This is a genomic window from Bacillus sp. JCM 19034 (assembly GCF_001310635.1).
In the GTDB taxonomy this organism is placed as follows: domain Bacteria; phylum Bacillota; class Bacilli; order Bacillales; family Bacillaceae_D; genus Halalkalibacter.
This window is the reverse complement of sequence record NZ_BAXR01000001.1, coordinates 15,995-31,466: the sequence shown is the minus strand read 5'-3', so window position 1 is coordinate 31,466 and position 15,472 is coordinate 15,995. Positions and strand designations below refer to the sequence as shown.

The 15,472-nt window shown below is 36.4% G+C and carries 14 protein-coding genes and 3 pseudogenes; 7 read left to right on the top strand and 10 right to left on the bottom strand.

The window, feature by feature from the left end; all coding sequences use genetic code 11:
• Positions 1 to 3: 3 nt before the first annotated feature.
• A pseudogene (locus JCM19034_RS00150) lies at positions 4 to 770 on the bottom strand (metal ABC transporter ATP-binding protein).
• Between the two features lie 151 nt (positions 771 to 921).
• Between JCM19034_RS00150 and JCM19034_RS22575 the strand changes: the two are divergent.
• From JCM19034_RS22575 to JCM19034_RS00140, 3 genes and pseudogenes are all read left to right on the top strand, one after another.
• A complete protein-coding gene (locus JCM19034_RS22575) occupies positions 922 to 1,767 on the top strand; it encodes a Ppx/GppA family phosphatase (protein WP_231686742.1) in 846 nt (281 codons plus the stop codon).
• 71 nt (positions 1,768 to 1,838) lie between these two features.
• Positions 1,839 to 2,468 (top strand): hypothetical protein, encoded by a 630-nt coding sequence (locus JCM19034_RS22570; protein WP_231686741.1) that lies wholly within the window; start codon positions 1,839 to 1,841, stop codon positions 2,466 to 2,468.
• Positions 2,469 to 2,536: 68 nt separating this feature from the next.
• Positions 2,537 to 4,656 (top strand): annotated as a pseudogene (locus JCM19034_RS00140) (RNA degradosome polyphosphate kinase).
• A gap of 84 nt (positions 4,657 to 4,740) precedes the next feature.
• Here JCM19034_RS00140 and JCM19034_RS00135 read toward each other — a convergent pair.
• Complete coding sequence (locus JCM19034_RS00135) at positions 4,741 to 5,808, bottom strand: nitrogen regulation protein NR(II) (protein WP_062046342.1); 1,068 nt, start codon at positions 5,806 to 5,808, stop codon at positions 4,741 to 4,743.
• A gap of 232 nt (positions 5,809 to 6,040) precedes the next feature.
• Between JCM19034_RS00135 and JCM19034_RS00130 the strand changes: the two genes are divergently transcribed.
• Positions 6,041 to 6,295 (top strand): DUF2624 family protein, encoded by a 255-nt coding sequence (locus tag JCM19034_RS00130; protein WP_062046340.1) that lies wholly within the window; start codon positions 6,041 to 6,043, stop codon positions 6,293 to 6,295.
• 59 nt (positions 6,296 to 6,354) lie between these two features.
• Here JCM19034_RS00130 and JCM19034_RS00125 read toward each other — a convergent pair whose 3' ends face one another.
• A complete protein-coding gene (locus tag JCM19034_RS00125) occupies positions 6,355 to 7,251 on the bottom strand; it encodes a deoxyribonuclease IV (protein WP_062046338.1) in 897 nt (298 codons plus the stop codon).
• 23 nt (positions 7,252 to 7,274) lie between these two features.
• On the bottom strand, positions 7,275 to 8,624 hold the full coding sequence (locus JCM19034_RS00120; protein WP_062046336.1) for a DEAD/DEAH box helicase: 1,350 nt from the start codon (positions 8,622 to 8,624) through the stop codon (positions 7,275 to 7,277).
• A 173-nt stretch (positions 8,625 to 8,797) separates the two neighbouring features.
• Between JCM19034_RS00120 and vrrA the strand changes: the two genes are divergently transcribed.
• From vrrA to JCM19034_RS00105, 3 genes are all read left to right on the top strand, one after another.
• Positions 8,798 to 9,415, top strand: a complete 618-nt coding sequence (gene vrrA / locus JCM19034_RS00115; RefSeq protein WP_062046334.1) for a VrrA/YqfQ family protein — start codon at positions 8,798 to 8,800, stop codon at positions 9,413 to 9,415.
• A gap of 129 nt (positions 9,416 to 9,544) precedes the next feature.
• The gene (locus tag JCM19034_RS00110; RefSeq protein ID WP_062046332.1) at positions 9,545 to 10,039 is read left to right on the top strand and encodes a CarD family transcriptional regulator; all 495 of its coding nucleotides are present in this window, start codon (positions 9,545 to 9,547) and stop codon (positions 10,037 to 10,039) included.
• A gap of 127 nt (positions 10,040 to 10,166) precedes the next feature.
• Positions 10,167 to 11,108 (top strand): 4-hydroxy-3-methylbut-2-enyl diphosphate reductase, encoded by a 942-nt coding sequence (locus JCM19034_RS00105; RefSeq protein ID WP_062046330.1) that lies wholly within the window; start codon positions 10,167 to 10,169, stop codon positions 11,106 to 11,108.
• Between the two features lie 108 nt (positions 11,109 to 11,216).
• Here the strand turns inward: JCM19034_RS00105 and JCM19034_RS00100 are convergent.
• The 6 genes and pseudogenes from JCM19034_RS00100 to rpoD all read right to left on the bottom strand — a co-directional run bounded on the left by JCM19034_RS00100 (position 11,217) and on the right by rpoD (position 15,459).
• Positions 11,217 to 12,336, bottom strand: a pseudogene (locus tag JCM19034_RS00100) (Nif3-like dinuclear metal center hexameric protein).
• Entirely contained in the window at positions 12,330 to 13,037 is a 708-nt protein-coding gene (locus tag JCM19034_RS00095; RefSeq protein WP_062046328.1) for a tRNA (adenine(22)-N(1))-methyltransferase TrmK, read from the bottom strand. Before JCM19034_RS00095 ends, JCM19034_RS00100 begins: the two are co-directional and overlap by 7 nt.
• A gap of 192 nt (positions 13,038 to 13,229) precedes the next feature.
• Entirely contained in the window at positions 13,230 to 13,601 is a 372-nt protein-coding gene (locus JCM19034_RS00090) for a cytochrome c (protein ID WP_062046326.1), read from the bottom strand.
• Between the two features lie 132 nt (positions 13,602 to 13,733).
• Positions 13,734 to 14,081 carry a hypothetical protein gene (locus JCM19034_RS00085; RefSeq protein WP_062046324.1) on the bottom strand — a complete coding sequence of 116 codons (348 nt, stop codon included), beginning with the start codon at positions 14,079 to 14,081 and terminating at the stop codon, positions 13,734 to 13,736.
• Positions 14,082 to 14,092: 11 nt separating this feature from the next.
• Positions 14,093 to 14,254, bottom strand: a complete 162-nt coding sequence (locus JCM19034_RS21420; protein ID WP_156323827.1) for a hypothetical protein — start codon at positions 14,252 to 14,254, stop codon at positions 14,093 to 14,095.
• 86 nt (positions 14,255 to 14,340) lie between these two features.
• Positions 14,341 to 15,459: an RNA polymerase sigma factor RpoD gene (gene rpoD, locus JCM19034_RS00080; protein ID WP_062046322.1), complete on the bottom strand. Its 1,119-nt coding sequence runs from the start codon at positions 15,457 to 15,459 to the stop codon at positions 14,341 to 14,343.
• Positions 15,460 to 15,472 lie beyond the last annotated feature (13 nt).

Sequence of the window (15,472 nt, the reverse complement as noted above, 5' to 3'; positions counted from 1 at the left end):
TCTTTAATGCCCTCCATGGTTATGTGTCAACATATGCACATCGTGTCCGTAGAAAGCCGATAAATCTTGATTAGCTTCAAACTCAGCGGTATTACCATGAAAATGGAGCGATTTATTTAAACAGGCTACATCCGTCACATGATCAGTCATTGCTCCGATATCATGAGTAACCATAATTAACGTTATACCCTTCTTTCGGTTTAATTGATCAAGCAAAGAATAAAAATTTTGTACGCTTTTAGCGTCAACTCCAACTGTAGGTTCATCAAGAATTAAAAGCTCAGGCTTACTGACTAATGCTCTTGCTATAAATACGCGTTGTTGCTGGCCACCAGACAGCTCTCCAATATTTTGATGTAAATATTCACTCATCCCCACTAACTCAATTGCCTCTTGAACTTGTTGTTTATGCACCTTCGTAAAAAAACGAAACATCCCAATCTTCCCGTATAAGCCATTGATACTACCTCAAAAACAGTCGCAGGAAATCCACTATTGAAACTATTTGCTTTTTGCGATACAAAACCAACTTTATCCCAATCACGAAACTTAGAAACCTTTTTTCCAAATAACTCAATTTGGCCTTTCTGTATCGGTAATAAGCCGAGTAATAACTTAATAAGTGTTGATTTTCCTGAACCATTAGGGCCAACTAACCCTAAAAAAGCTCCTTTATTCACAGTTAAAGAGATATTCTCAAGGACATTTCGATGATCATAACGAAACGAAACTTGATTCATTCGTATAGCTGCATGTTGATCCTGTTCCATCACCTAGTCCTCCTACATAATTTTTTATCAGAATAATTACGATTTAACTATATCCTTACCTATTATAGTACTTTTTTGTCATCTGTCCACTCATAAGCTATACTAATAATACTGATTTTTTATTTATTATGGTTTGTTAGGAGTGAAATGCTTGTCTACGTTATTTGCTATTGTTGATCTAGGATCAAATTCTATCCGGCTTGTTATTAATGAAATTGAGAAAAATGGACGCTATAAAGAAGTACATAATTTCAAAACCGTCGCTCGTTTAAGCTCCCATTTAAATGAGCAAGGTATTTTATCTAATGAAGGTATTCAAATTATTCTTGATACTTTATCACGGTTTAAAACAATTTTAACCTCTCATCAAATTAATAATATAAACATTATTGCGACAGCTGCTATGCGTAAAGCAGAAAATAAAAAAGAAATCGTTAAGCTTGTAAAAAAGAAATTGAATCTTGATATTCAAATTTTATCTGAATATGAAGAGGCATACTACGGCTATTTAGCAGTCGTCAATTCGATGTCAATTGAAACCGGTTTAACAATTGATATCGGTGGTGGAAGCACTGAAATTACTTATTTTAAAAACAGAAAATTAATTTATTATCATAGCTTTCCCTTTGGTGCTGTTACATTACATAAACAATTCTTTTCATCTAATCAATCACAATCAAGACAAATCCAAAGCTTGCGAAAGTTTATTCTCAATCAGCTCAAAACATTGCCATGGTTAAAACAAATATTAGTTGAATCGGTTATTGGGATTGGTGGAAGTGCCCGTAATTTATCTTTAATCCATCAAAGGCAAATTAATTACCCACTAGCAGGTATTCATCAATATGAATATCCTGCAATAGAACTTGTGCAAATGAATCAACATCTACAGAAAACAAGCTATGAAGATCGACTTACAATTGATGGGTTATCAAAAGATCGTGCCGATATTATCATCCTGCAGCAGAAGTCATCACATCTATTGTTCAATATGTAAAAGCAAAGTCATTTATTACGAGCCGAAAGGGCTTAAGAGACGGAGTTTTTTATGAAGAGCTGCTTCGAAAAATGGAGACAGCATTTTTTCCTAACGTCGCCGAAGAAAGCTTTTTTCAATTAGCACAAACATATGAAATCCAATTAAAACGTGTAAACCAAACCCATTTTATCGCAAAAAAGATTTATGAACATTTATCATCGATAATGATCAAGCATGACAAGGAAGAAGCGTTAAGGTTAATTCGTTACGGTGCAAATGTGTTCTATATGGGGCAATACATTAATCAAGAAGCGAGCAGTCAGAATACCTTTTATCTTTTAACAAACATGACAATTGATGGTCTAAGCCATAAAGAACGGTTAGCTATTTCTCTAATCGCTTCCTTTAAATCAAAATCACAGTTACAAAATTATGCTGCACCCTTTAAAAAGCTTATAACAAAACAGGATTTGAAATTTTACGAAACGATTGGTGCGATATTAAAATTGTCATATATACTTGATTGCACACATCAAAAAACAATTATTGATGTTGACCAGCTTTACAAAGACAAAGATGGGTACATTATTCAATTTGTTTATGTGAACGATCCTTACTTCGAAAAGTTTTATGCAGATAAATATATTAAGCACTTGGAAAAAGCTTTAAAGAAATCATTCCGATTAAAATTCGTGGAAGCAGCCGTTCTATCCTGCTAATCTTTACATAAAATTTACAATCAAATGCTAAAATGTAAGAGTGAACTGTATAGAAAGGTTGGTTTTAGATGGTGCAAAATAAAAATGAAGTAAAAAAAACGGATTTAGATTTAGACAACCCTGCATTTTATAACAATAGAGAACTAAGCTGGCTAGCATTTAATGAACGCGTGTTAGAAGAAGCAATCGACGAGAGAAACCCACTTTTAGAAAGATTAAAATTTCTAGCAATATTTAGTTCTAACCTTGATGAGTTTTTTATGGTTCGCGTTGCCGGATTAAAAGATCAAGTGAAAGCAGGCTATAACCGTCCTGAAAATAAGGCTGGTCTTACACCTAAACAGCAGCTTGCACGAATCTCGCAAAAAAATCATGCCTTAGTTCAATTGCAGGATACTGTTTTTACCGAAACACTATTACCAATGTTATACCATGAAGGATTTCATTTTTTAACGATTGATGAATGCAATGATGAACAGCTTGCCTTTTTAGAAAATAAATTTCAGCATTATATTTTTCCTGTTTTAACACCAATGGCAATTGATGCGTATCGGCCGTTTCCGATGCTTCTTAATAAAAGCTTAAACCTGGCCGTATTATTAACAAAACATGGTCAAACAGAACGTGATCAACTTGCTATTGTACAAGTACCAGCTGTCCTAACCCGATTTATCAAACTTCCTGAATCAAAAGGGAAAGAACAATTTATTTTACTCGAAAATGTGATTAGCCATTTTATTTATCACCTATTCAACGGCTATAAAGTTAAATCGGTATCCCCTTTTCGCATCACTAGAAATGCTGATTTAACGATTCATGAAGAAGGAGCCAGAGACCTATTAAGTGAAATCGAAAAAGAATTAAAGAAACGCAAATGGGGTGCGGCAGTTCGGTTAGAAATGCAAGAAGGCATGATGGATCACAATGTTCTTCAATTACTTCTTAACGTCCTTGAATTACACGAGGACGATATTTATTCATTACAAGGTCCATTAGATTTAACCTTTTTATTTAAGCTATACCAACAGCTATCAAAGGAGCATGAACATCTTGCAAATGAAACTTGGATTCCACAACCACCTGAAGATTTAATTGGGGAAGAGGATATTTTTGATGCGATCTTAAGTAAAGATATTTTTCTTCACCATCCTTACGAATCGTTTCAACCAATTATTGATTTTATGACAAAAGCAGCAGATGATCCAAATGTATTAGCGATCAAACAAACCCTTTATCGAGTGAGCGGTGATTCTCCCATCATACATGCTCTAGCCCTAGCTGCGGAAAACGGCAAACAGGTTACCGTACTTGTAGAGCTAAAAGCACGTTTTGATGAAGAGAATAACATACAGTGGGCAAAAAAGCTTGAAAAGGCAGGAGTCCATGTCATCTATGGGATTACAGGGTTAAAAACACATAGCAAAATTACACTCGTTGTCCGTCATGACCAAGGTAAAATTCAACGCTTTGTCCATTTAGGAACAGGTAACTATAACGACTCAACTGCTAAGCTTTACACAGATATGGATTATTGACAGCTAATGATAAGATTGGTATTGATGCAACAAATTTCTTTAATCATTTAAGTGGCTTTAGTGAAAAACCAAATTGGCACTTTTTATCTACTGCACCTTTCGATATTCGTGATACGTTTATAATGCTAATTGATCAGGAAATTCAAGCACATCAGGAAACCGGTCAAGGCCGAATTATTGCCAAAATGAATTCCCTTACCGATAAACCACTCATTTTGAAGCTATACGAAGCTTCTCGTGCTGGGGTAAAAATTGATTTAATTGTTAGAGGCATTTGCTGCCTTCGACCGGGAATTGAAGATGTAAGTGAAAATATTCGTGTTATAAGTATTGTTGACCGCTTTTTAGAACATAGCCGAATTTTTTATTTTCACCATGGTGGAGAGGAAAAATATTATTTGTCCTCAGCCGATTGGATGACTAGAAATATGGAGAAGCGAATTGAGATTCTCTTTCCTATCATTTCCCCTTCTATTCAAACTAGAATTAAAGACATATTAGAATTGACGCTTATGGATAACATGAAGGCACGCGAACAAAAAGCTGACGGGCATTATCAATATGTCGAGCGCCCTGCTCAAATGCAGCCAATTCAAAGCCAACTTTATTTTTACGAAATGGCATCACGTTTCTTCATAAGTGATGCAGAGTAGTATTTTAACAAAATAAAATCCGAACATTAATTCAAATTCTACCGTTAGACTTTTGAATTGGTTCGGATTTTTCTCTTTATAAACTTATATCGTAGAATTTTCGTATGTTGGGATGGTTATTATAACCGTTGTGCCAACATTATACTCACTCTTTATTTGAAAATTACCTCCATGGTCTTCTACTATTTTCTTACATAACGCAATCCCAATCCCATTCCCATTCTTTTTCGTTGTGAAAAAAGGACGGCCAATTTGTGCTAACACGTCATCTGGAATGCCTTTTCCATTATCCTCAACAGAAATCGTATAATAATCTCCATTTATCGTTGTTTTAATATTCAATTTACGTTGCATATGTTCATCCTCAAAGGCTTCTATTGCATTGCGCAACAGGTTTAACATCACTTGTTTCATCATCGGTTCGTTCACATACACTTTGGCATCTGTCTCTATAAATTGGTATGTAAATTGAACATTGTGTAATAAACATTCTGATTTCATTATTTCTACTAATGATTCCATGATTTCCAGTCCCGAATAGATGTGACGTCCGCTTTTTTTCCGGGAAATGGATAAAAAATCTTCAATTATGACATTCATTCGATCAAGCTCTGACATTATTGTAGAATAATACTTTTCATATTCTTTTGTTAAATGTGATAATTGTATAAATCCCTTTATTACCGATAAGGGGTTACGTAATTCATGAGCAACACCTGCTGCAATGTGAGATACAGTTTCTAATTGATGATGAAATGTTAATAAATTTTGAAATTGCTTATGCAAACTTCTATCTTCCAAACTTACCATAACATGATTAACTGAGAATGGAAAAGCATTTATAAAAAATTGGTAATCGTCTAATTCGAACTCAAAACAAACACGTTCACCATTCATTATCACTCTTCTAAAAACCTTTTCAATTTCTGGAAAAACAGGATGTACTTTTATTAAATCAGTAAGAGGTTTATTCATTAATTCATCAGATTCTAATCGCAATATTTCAAATACCGTTTGTCCCCATTTTACAACCTCCATACCCTTATCTAATTCAATATAAGGAATGCCAAGATACTCCATCAGATTGTAGTCATTTTCTTTACTACCCTCTTTTTTTATTCGGATGATCGAGTTTATATGAGATGCATTCATTCAACATCGCACTCCTTTTTTATACCTAGGTACAACCTCTCAATCCACAACTACTCTTTTAAAAAATGGAAAATATCAACTTTATTTATAATCTTTCGACTACCATCCTTAAAAATCCTTTTTTCTATTTAAGAAATTCCATATTTTTCTCTTTTTTTAATTAATCACACTTTTTTAAGATGATCATATGCTGTAGGCGAGTATCCATTAATTCATTGAAAGAGGTGTACTAATGAATAGCATTATGCAACAACTTATTAATCAAAAGGTAAATTCCATCACTTCGCCTGAATTGCTTGATTTAGCTAAATCATATAATATTTCTTTATCAAAAGATCAAGCAGACAAAGTGATTGCGATTTTACGTACGGAAAAAATAAATGTAGCGGACCAAAAACAGCTCGAGCGAATACTTCACCGCCTACAAACCGAAGTCGATCCATACGTTACTTCCGTTATCCAGCAGCTTCTAAAACAATTTTTATAACTCCAACCACATAAAAAAATGTCCATTCTAGACAAAGATCGAGAATGGACATTTTTATGTTAAACATTTATTATTTTTGTAAGCAATTCACTATCAAAATCCCCTTGCTTAAGCATTGCAATCTCATGTAAGTAAGGAGGTTTTTTATTTTTCTTATCTTCCCCAACATATGGTGTTTCTAAAATTTTCGGGACATCTTGAAGTTGCGGATGATGGACGATATAATGCAAGGCTTTAAATCCAATATGACCAAAACCGATGTTTTCATGGCGATCTTTTGCTGCCCCTCTCTCATTTTTACTATCATTAATATGCAAAACTTTTAATCGGTCCAATCCAATTATACGATCGAATTTATCTAACACTCCGTCAAAATCCTCTACAATATCGTAGCCAGCATCATGTGTATGACATGTATCAAAACAAACAGATAATCGCTCATTATGAGTGACACCGTCCATAATCATTGCTAGCTCCTCAAACGTACGACCGCATTCTGAGCCTTTTCCTGCCATTGTTTCTAAGGCAATTTGTACATCTCGTTTTTCCTCAAATACTACGTTTAACCCTTCAATAATTTTACGGATTCCAGCTTCCGCACCTGCCCCAACATGTGCACCGGGATGAAGTACAATTTGTTTAGAGCCTAAAGCTTCTGTTCGTTCAATCTCTGAACGTAAGAAACGGACCCCAAGCTCGAACGTTTCAGGTTTTGTTGTATTTGCTATATTAATGATATAAGGAGCATGTACGATTATATCTTTCATCCCTTGATCTTTCATATGTGATTGGCCAGCTTCAATATTTAATTCTTCTATAGCTTTTCTTCTCGTATTTTGAGGTGCTCCCGTATAAATCATAAACGTAGAAGCTCCATAAGAAGCAGCCTCTTCACTTGCACCAAGCAGCATTTTCTTCCCATTCATTGATACATGTGAACCAATCTTTAATGTCATTGTTTCCCTCTCCCTTAAAAATCCTATTTCTTCTGTCTTCTTTGCCGTTTCACTCGTTCTTCAAGTTGACGCTTTGCTTTCTTCTTATACCCCGGTTTGACCTTTTTGGCTTTCGCAACGGCTTTTCCGCCTGTATTTTTTTTCTCTATTTTTTTACCTATTTTTACACCTTCTTGTTTCGTTGCCACTTTCCTACTTTTCTTGCCAGGTACACCTAAAGGTGGTCGATCTAGCGTTAACCAATTACCTTGCTTAAGATCAGCATACGTAAATGATATTCCCTTTTTAATGAGCTTTTCTACCGCGTGCTGATCTTCCTGTTCAAAAATCGTGAATGCAATGCCATCAGCACCAGCACGTGCTGTTCTACCTACACGGTGAATATAAAAGTCTAAATCTTGCGGTAAGTTGAAATTAATTATATGACTAACACCGCGAATATCAATTCCTCTTGCAGCTAAATCAGTGGCCACTACATATTGAACTTTGACCTCATTAATTTGTCTCATGACTTGCTTACGTGCTCGTGGCTGTAACCCCCCATGAAGTCGCTCAACATTTAAACCTTTTTCTAGCATCGCATCGGCGACTTCATCAGCTTGGTCCTTTGTATTCGTAAAAATAATCGCTAAATATGGATTTATTGATTTTGCCAATTCCACTACAAAGTCTATTTTATTCCGATGCCGCAGTGGTACAATCCGATGCTCAATTTTGCGAGCAGCTGCTTGTTGTGGCTGAACATGTACGTGTCTTGGATCATTCATATATTTCTTCAAAAATGGCTGGAGCTTTTCAGGAATTGTCGCAGAAAAAACCATCATTTGCAGCTCCTCTGCCATTTTTGAAGCAACCCGATCAACATCATCAATAAATCCCATATCAAGCATCTGATCCGCTTCATCGACAACTAGCATTGTTGCAGTATGAACAAGTAATTTTTGGTCTTGTACTAAATCCGCTAATCGTCCAGTCGTTCCAACTACAATTTGTGGCTGTACTTTCAGACCTTCGACGATTCGTTGACGATCCGTTCCTCCAACAATCAGCTTAGCATGAACTCGTTGTTTTTCTTCAGCTACATCGACAAGCTTCTTTAATTCTTGAAAAAGCTGGGAAGCAAGTTCCCTAGTTGGAGCCGTAATAACTGCTTGAACCTCATGCTTTGATACATCAATTTTATCAACAATTGGTAATAAGAATGCCAATGTTTTCCCTGTACCCGTTTGCGATTGGCCAATAACGTCCTTACCACTTTTTATTGCTGGTATAAGTCGTTCTTGAATATCTGTTGGAAGTCGTAACCCTTGGTTACTTAGTGCATCAATTAAATATGATTTTAATTGAAATCGTTTAAAGTTATCTGCTATCATTTCATTCCCACTTTCTCATTCGTCATTGCAATAGTTCATTTTACCATATTCTTTAATAGCTTGGCTATTATCACCTCTATCATCCAATTTACATATAGCTAATAATAAGGAATCTAACACAAATAAATCCATTTTAAAGAAGAGATCATAACGTTATTGAGAGGAGTATCATTATGCATCAGTTTGGACCACCGTTTGGATCAATCCCTATGCAATCAACAATGACAGGAAGCATGTTTCCACCCCCTTCACCTACCGCGTTACCAGGTGGAGCACCAGGTTCATTATTTCAAGGTGGTAGTGGAGGATTTGGTGGATTATTATCACGCCTATTTGGCATAGGTGGTGGAGCTACTCAATCAATGGGCGGAGCCGCTCAATCAATGGGTGGAGCTATAGGTAGCGGACTAGCATCATCCGCTGGCTCTGGTATGAATTTAACAACAATGCTTACAAACGCTCAGAGAATTGTTGGACTTACACAACAAGTAGTACCGATGGTTCAGCAATATGGACCTTTAATCCGCAATATGCCGATGATCTGGAAGATTATGCGCAGCTCTGATAATAGTGATGAAGTGACCACTGAAGAAGGAACCACTCCAACTACTGAGGATGTAGAAATTGATAAGAAAGAAACAAAAACGGAATCTGCTGACTCAATTACAAACAAGAATGAAAAAGAGGAACGAACAGAAGTATCAGTTACCGTTGAAGAGGAACAGAGTTCACAACGTAGTAAAAAACGAGAAACAATTAATGGCATTCCTGCACCTAAATTGTATATTTAAATTTATTATGCATAAGCTTATTATAAACAGTGAATTTAGTGATTGACAAACAAACCCGATCAGTAGTAAAATTTACTTTTTGTATTATTTTTGTTATAATAGCTGTAATACTTGATTGGAGGAATGCCCATGTTTAATGTCGGAGACCATGTCGTTTATCCTTTCCACGGAGCTGGAACAATTACGGATATTGAAGAAAAGGACGTATTAGGTGAAACTCTATCGTACTATATTCTTCATTTCCCGCTTGTCGACGTCACACTTATGCTCCCTGAAAACCGAATTAATCAATCCGGTTTAAGAAAGGTGATTGATCAATCCGAACTTGATTCACTAGTAGAAGCTCTACAAAACGGACCAGAATTACCGTCTACAACGAGCCATTTCTCCCGAGAAACCGAAAACCTATTAAAAAGCGGTAGTATTATTGATGCTGCTCATTTAATTTCTTCACTTTCACGAAAACAAACTGAAAGGGCAAACGGTCTCCATATTCAAGACCGTAATCACCTTCAAAAAGCTCGTCAAATGATCGTAAGTGAACTTGTTCTTGTTAATGAAATGTCTGAAGAGCAAGCATATGAGTTTATCGATGATGCCTTACTTGAAATGAAGCAAGCGTAAGGATTGTCACACGTGGCAAACTCCTTTATACTAAAAGAATAAATAAGCATAGAGATGTTTCAACTAATCATTGGGGCATCTCTATTGTCTTTGTTAACGATGGAACTCAAGTAGGAGGACTAATTATATGAATGTAAAAAAAATATCTCCAAGAGGTTATTGTTATGGTGTCGTTGACGCTATGGTCCTAGCTCGACAAGCAGCTGCAAACCTTGATTTGCCACGTCCTATTTATATATTAGGAATGATTGTCCATAACAAGCATGTCACAGATGCATTTTCTGAAGAAGGAATTATTTCTTTAGATGGACCTAACCGCTTAGAAATTTTAAAGAAAGTTGACAAAGGGACCGTTATATTTACGGCTCATGGTGTTTCACCAGAAGTACGGAAGCTCGCCAAAGAAAAAGGGTTAACGGTTGTTGATGCAACATGTCCTGATGTCACACGTACACACGACCTCATTCGCGAGAAGGTTTCGGAAGGCTACGAAATTATTTACGTCGGTAAAAAGGGACATCCTGAACCTGAAGGAGCGATTGGAGTTGCACCAATGTCCGTTCATTTAGTAGAATCTGTTGAGGATGTTCATACGTTAAACTTAACATCATCTAAAATCATTATTACAAATCAAACAACGATGAGCCAGTGGGATGTTAGTGACATAATGAAAAAAGCGATGGAGCTTTATCCTCATGCTGAAGTTCATAATGAAATCTGTTTAGCAACTCAAGTACGTCAAGAAGCAGTTGCTGAACAAGCAAGAGAATGTGATCTTGTTATTGTTGTTGGTGATCCTAAAAGTAATAATTCCAATCGACTTGCACAAGTATCTGAGCAAATTGCTGGAACGAAAGCTTACCGAATTGGCGATTTGTCAGAGTTGCAATTGGACTGGCTTAAAAATGTTGAAACGGTAGGTGTCACTTCCGGGGCATCAACTCCAACGCCAATTACCAAATCAGTAATATCTTTTCTAGATCAATATGATCCAAAAGACGATTCAACATGGCAAGTCGAACGAGAAATTAATCTTAAGAAAATACTTCCTAAAGTAAAAATTAGATAAAAAAAAGGTGTTATTACGCGTAGCCGTTACAAGAGGATTTGTTCTTCTGAAAATCTAGTTCTTTCAGAAGAACGGGTAACGGTCAACTCTTTATGAAGCCATTCCCTCTTAAACGAACGTGAAAGGATCTGTATTTACCTTTGAAGAAATGACTTCTGTAGCTGCCTTTTTATCCTCAATATACTTCTTGAGAAATTGTTTTACTGCTTCTTTCATTATTTTTTCTACATTATGACCAGGATCAACAATCGACAATCCGTCCATCATAGCATCATGGGCTACATGATAATAAACATCCCCAGTTACGATTACATCTGCTCCTTTGTAGATAGCTTGATTCATATACTTATTACCATCTCCACCTAAAACCGCTACTTTTTTAATTGGCGTTTGAAGGTCCCCTACAACACGTGCTCCTTTCACAGAAAATGCTTCTTTCACATGCTGTGCAAAAGCTTCTAACGTCATTTCTTTTTCTAAATAACCGATTCGACCTAATCCTAAGACATTTCCATCGTTATGAAGTGGATACATATCATATGCTGGTTCTTCATATGGATGGGCTTTTAACAACGCCCGAATAACTCGTTTTTTTAAATTTTCAGGGAATATAGTTTCTATTTTAACTTCCTTTACTTCTTCTAACTTGCCCTGCTCACCTATATGAGGATTTGCCCCTTCTTCCGGTAGAAAGCGTCCGACCCCTTCAGATGAAAAGCTGCAATAACTATATTCTCCTATATGACCCGCTCCTACCTTTCCAAGTGCATCTCGAACTTTCTCTGCATCTTCTATAGGAACAAATACAGCTAACTTTACTAATGAGATCGATTGAGTTGGGGCTAATACATCAACATTTTGTAACCTTAACGCTTCAGCCATTAAATCATTAACCCCTCCTGGTGCCACATCTAGATTAGTATGTGCAGCGTAAATCGTTATATCATGTTTAATGGCCTTTTCAACAATTCGACCATGAGGTGTATTAATATCAATTTTCTTTAACGGTCTAAATAGTAATGGATGATGGGCTATAATCAAATCAACCTGTTGTTCGATCGCTTCATCAATTACTTCCTCAAGAACATCAAGGCAGTCATGATTTTTTGATAGGTTTATTTAACGAACCGATCATCAAACCGTTTTTATCTCCTTCTACTGCGAATGATTTTGGAGACCACTCTTCAAAAGCTTGGATAAGTGCTTGTCCATTTATTGTATTCACGATAAAACCTCCTCGACCATTTTAATCTTACTTTCCAAAGCAACTCGCTTTAATTGAATGACATTGTCTTCTTGTTTCGCCTGTTTAAGTGAGCGTAACACATTCTTCCAATTCGTCACTTCAGCTAACCACTTCTTGCGAAAAATGTTAGACCTTTCTTCCATCAAAAAAGGACCTAGTAATAACTTTGCCTCTTCCATTTCATTATATTGAAGGTCTTCACCACGTTCAGCAACTAGTACCTCATAAATTTTCCCTTCATCTTCAACAATCTCCTCGGCAATCAGCTTCCAAGTATGTTGCTTTAACCAGATTCGTATTAGATTTGCACCTACATTCGGTTGTAAAATCAACCTTGAAACACCCTCTAACTTTTCCTTTCCTTCCTCCAATATCGCAGAAATAAGACCTCCTCCCATACCACAAATCGTTATCGTATCTACTTCACCAGGCTCTATTACCGATAGTCCATCTCCTTTTCGAACGTAGATTTTATCTTCAAGCTGTAATTTCGTAACCTGTGTGTTTGCCGAATGAAATGGACCGTCATTAACCTCACCTGCTACAGTTAAAGAACTCTGCTTATTTAACGTTAAATAACATGGTAAATAGGCATGATCTGAACCGATATCTGCTACCTTTGCTTCGTTTGGTACGTATTTGGCTACCGTTAATAATCTTTTTGATAGCTGTAGTTCATTCATCCATTCTCCTCCTATCTAAAAAACATTAAGTATACTAGTCTTGCTAATGCCTCACACCAGATTGGCACTTATAATAATCGCTACTAGCCCCAAATTAAACGACACTTTTTGACGATCGTTTGTTCAAAATTTTTATAAAAAAGAAGGTATTTCAAAAAGGTTTAAATCTCCCTTTTAAAATACCCCCTTCACTTATTCCGATTGAGATAATAAATATTGAGCAATTGCATCTGCTTCTACGTCATTAAGATGATCAAAAGCAGGCATTGTACCTGGCCCTGTATGAATAATGTTAACTATCTCTTCAGCAGTATATTTTCCTTCTAATGCATTTAATGCTGGTGCAGAAGTACCGCTTAAATCGGCTCCGTGACAGGCAATACACGATTGAGTGTACAGTTCCTCACCTGCTACAATTGGATCTTCAAATTCTGTTACTTCTTCAGGTTCTTCATCTGAATGCATTTGCGTGCGCTGATCCATCGCCCAAAATGAGAGGGCTACCGTTAATAAAATACCAACTAATGCCGTTATAGCAAAAGGGAATAATGGTTTTCCTTTCAATGTTAGATCCTCCTTCATTCGTAGTAAATGCTCGTCAAGTATGTAGACGTTAATAATTCCCTTCCTCATTCTACTTTAAAATGAAATGAAAGAAAAGGGATTGTCCCCAGTTTTGCTTATTTTGTCACTCTTTTATCTAATCAGTACAACAACTCCTAAAATGAATGCCGCTGCACCTAATGAATAGAATAACTTTATTTTTTTCTTCCAACCAATTAATGACCAAGCTAGTGCATGGAAAATAGTCGTTAAGCCGAACAGATATTTTTGATCTTCTATGATGGCATAACCCAACTCAAGCGTTAGTAAATACAAAATGAGGGCCGCCATAAACTGAAACAATTGTGCCAGTATTGACGAATGATTGTTAGTTTGTTTGGCAACCATAAAAATGGCTAAAGTGAAAATAATGGCAATTGCTGTTTGCAATACTAATGCAAATTGAGTAAAATATAATATAAGAACTGTTAATAAAAACATTGCGTACACCATTAGGAGTGGAAAGAGATTTTTTTTGACAATGTTTTCGTCTCTCGGTCATTTCCTTCTGAATATAATGTTAGTAAAAAATCACAATAATGCTCTGGTAACAGTTTTGACTTACGCCAATGCTTAATCTCTTCAATAACGATTTCTTTTCGCTCTTTCCTCATATTCTCCTCCTACAAGAAAAAGGACTGTCCTTGTAAAAAAACAAGAGAACAGCCCTATGATCTTTCTGTATCAATTAAGCTAGAGCCTATTCCAAGAAATCCTTTAATCGTTTACTTCGACTAGGATGACGAAGCTTTCGAAGTGCTTTCGCTTCTATTTGTCTAATTCTCTCGCGCGTAACACCAAACACCTTTCCTACTTCCTCTAAAGTACGTGTTCGCCCATCATCTAAACCGAAGCGTAATCGAAGTACATTTTCTTCACGATCAGTTAATGTATCTAATACGTCCTCTAACTGCTCTTTCAAAAGCTCATACGCTGCTGCATCTGACGGTGCTAACGCTTCTTGGTCTTCAATGAAATCACCTAAATGGGAATCGTCTTCTTCACCAATTGGAGTCTCTAAAGAAACTGGCTCCTGGGCAATTTTTAATATTTCTCGAACCTTCTCTGGAGTAAGTTCCATTTCATCAGCAACTTCTTCAGGTGTTGGCTCACGACCAAAGTCCTGTAGCAATTGACGTTGAACTCGAATGAGCTTGTTGATTGTTTCAACCATATGAACAGGGATTCTAATTGTTCTCGCTTGGTCTGCAATTGCACGTGTAATTGCTTGGCGAATCCACCATGTTGCATACGTACTAAATTTAAAACCTTTATCGTAATCAAACTTTTCAACAGCCTTAATTAAGCCCATATTCCCTTCTTGAATTAAGTCCAAAAAGAGCATTCCACGACCAACATAGCGCTTTGCAATAGAAACGACAAGTCGTAAGTTGGCTTCTGCTAACCTGCGTTTTGCTTCCTCATCGCCTTGTTCAATTCGTTTTGCAAGCTCAATTTCTTCTTCTGCTGATAATAGCGGGACACGGCCAATCTCTTTTAAATACATTCGAACAGGATCATTAATTTTAATACCTGGTGGTACGCTTAAATCATTTAGGTCAAATTCCTCTTCTTTCTCCGTCTGTTGCAAACTAGGAACAACATCATCTGCATCATTAGAGATTTCTACACCTTGTTCACCGAGATATTCAAAAAATTCATCCATCTGATCTGAATCTTGGTCAAAAGCGGCTAATTTCTCTGTAATTTCGGTATAAGTTAATACACCACGCTTTTTACCTAGCTCTACCAATTGTTCCTTCACTTGATCGATCGACAATTCACCTTCCGCTAATGGGCGTAATGGCTTATCAGTCATTCGATCCCCTCCT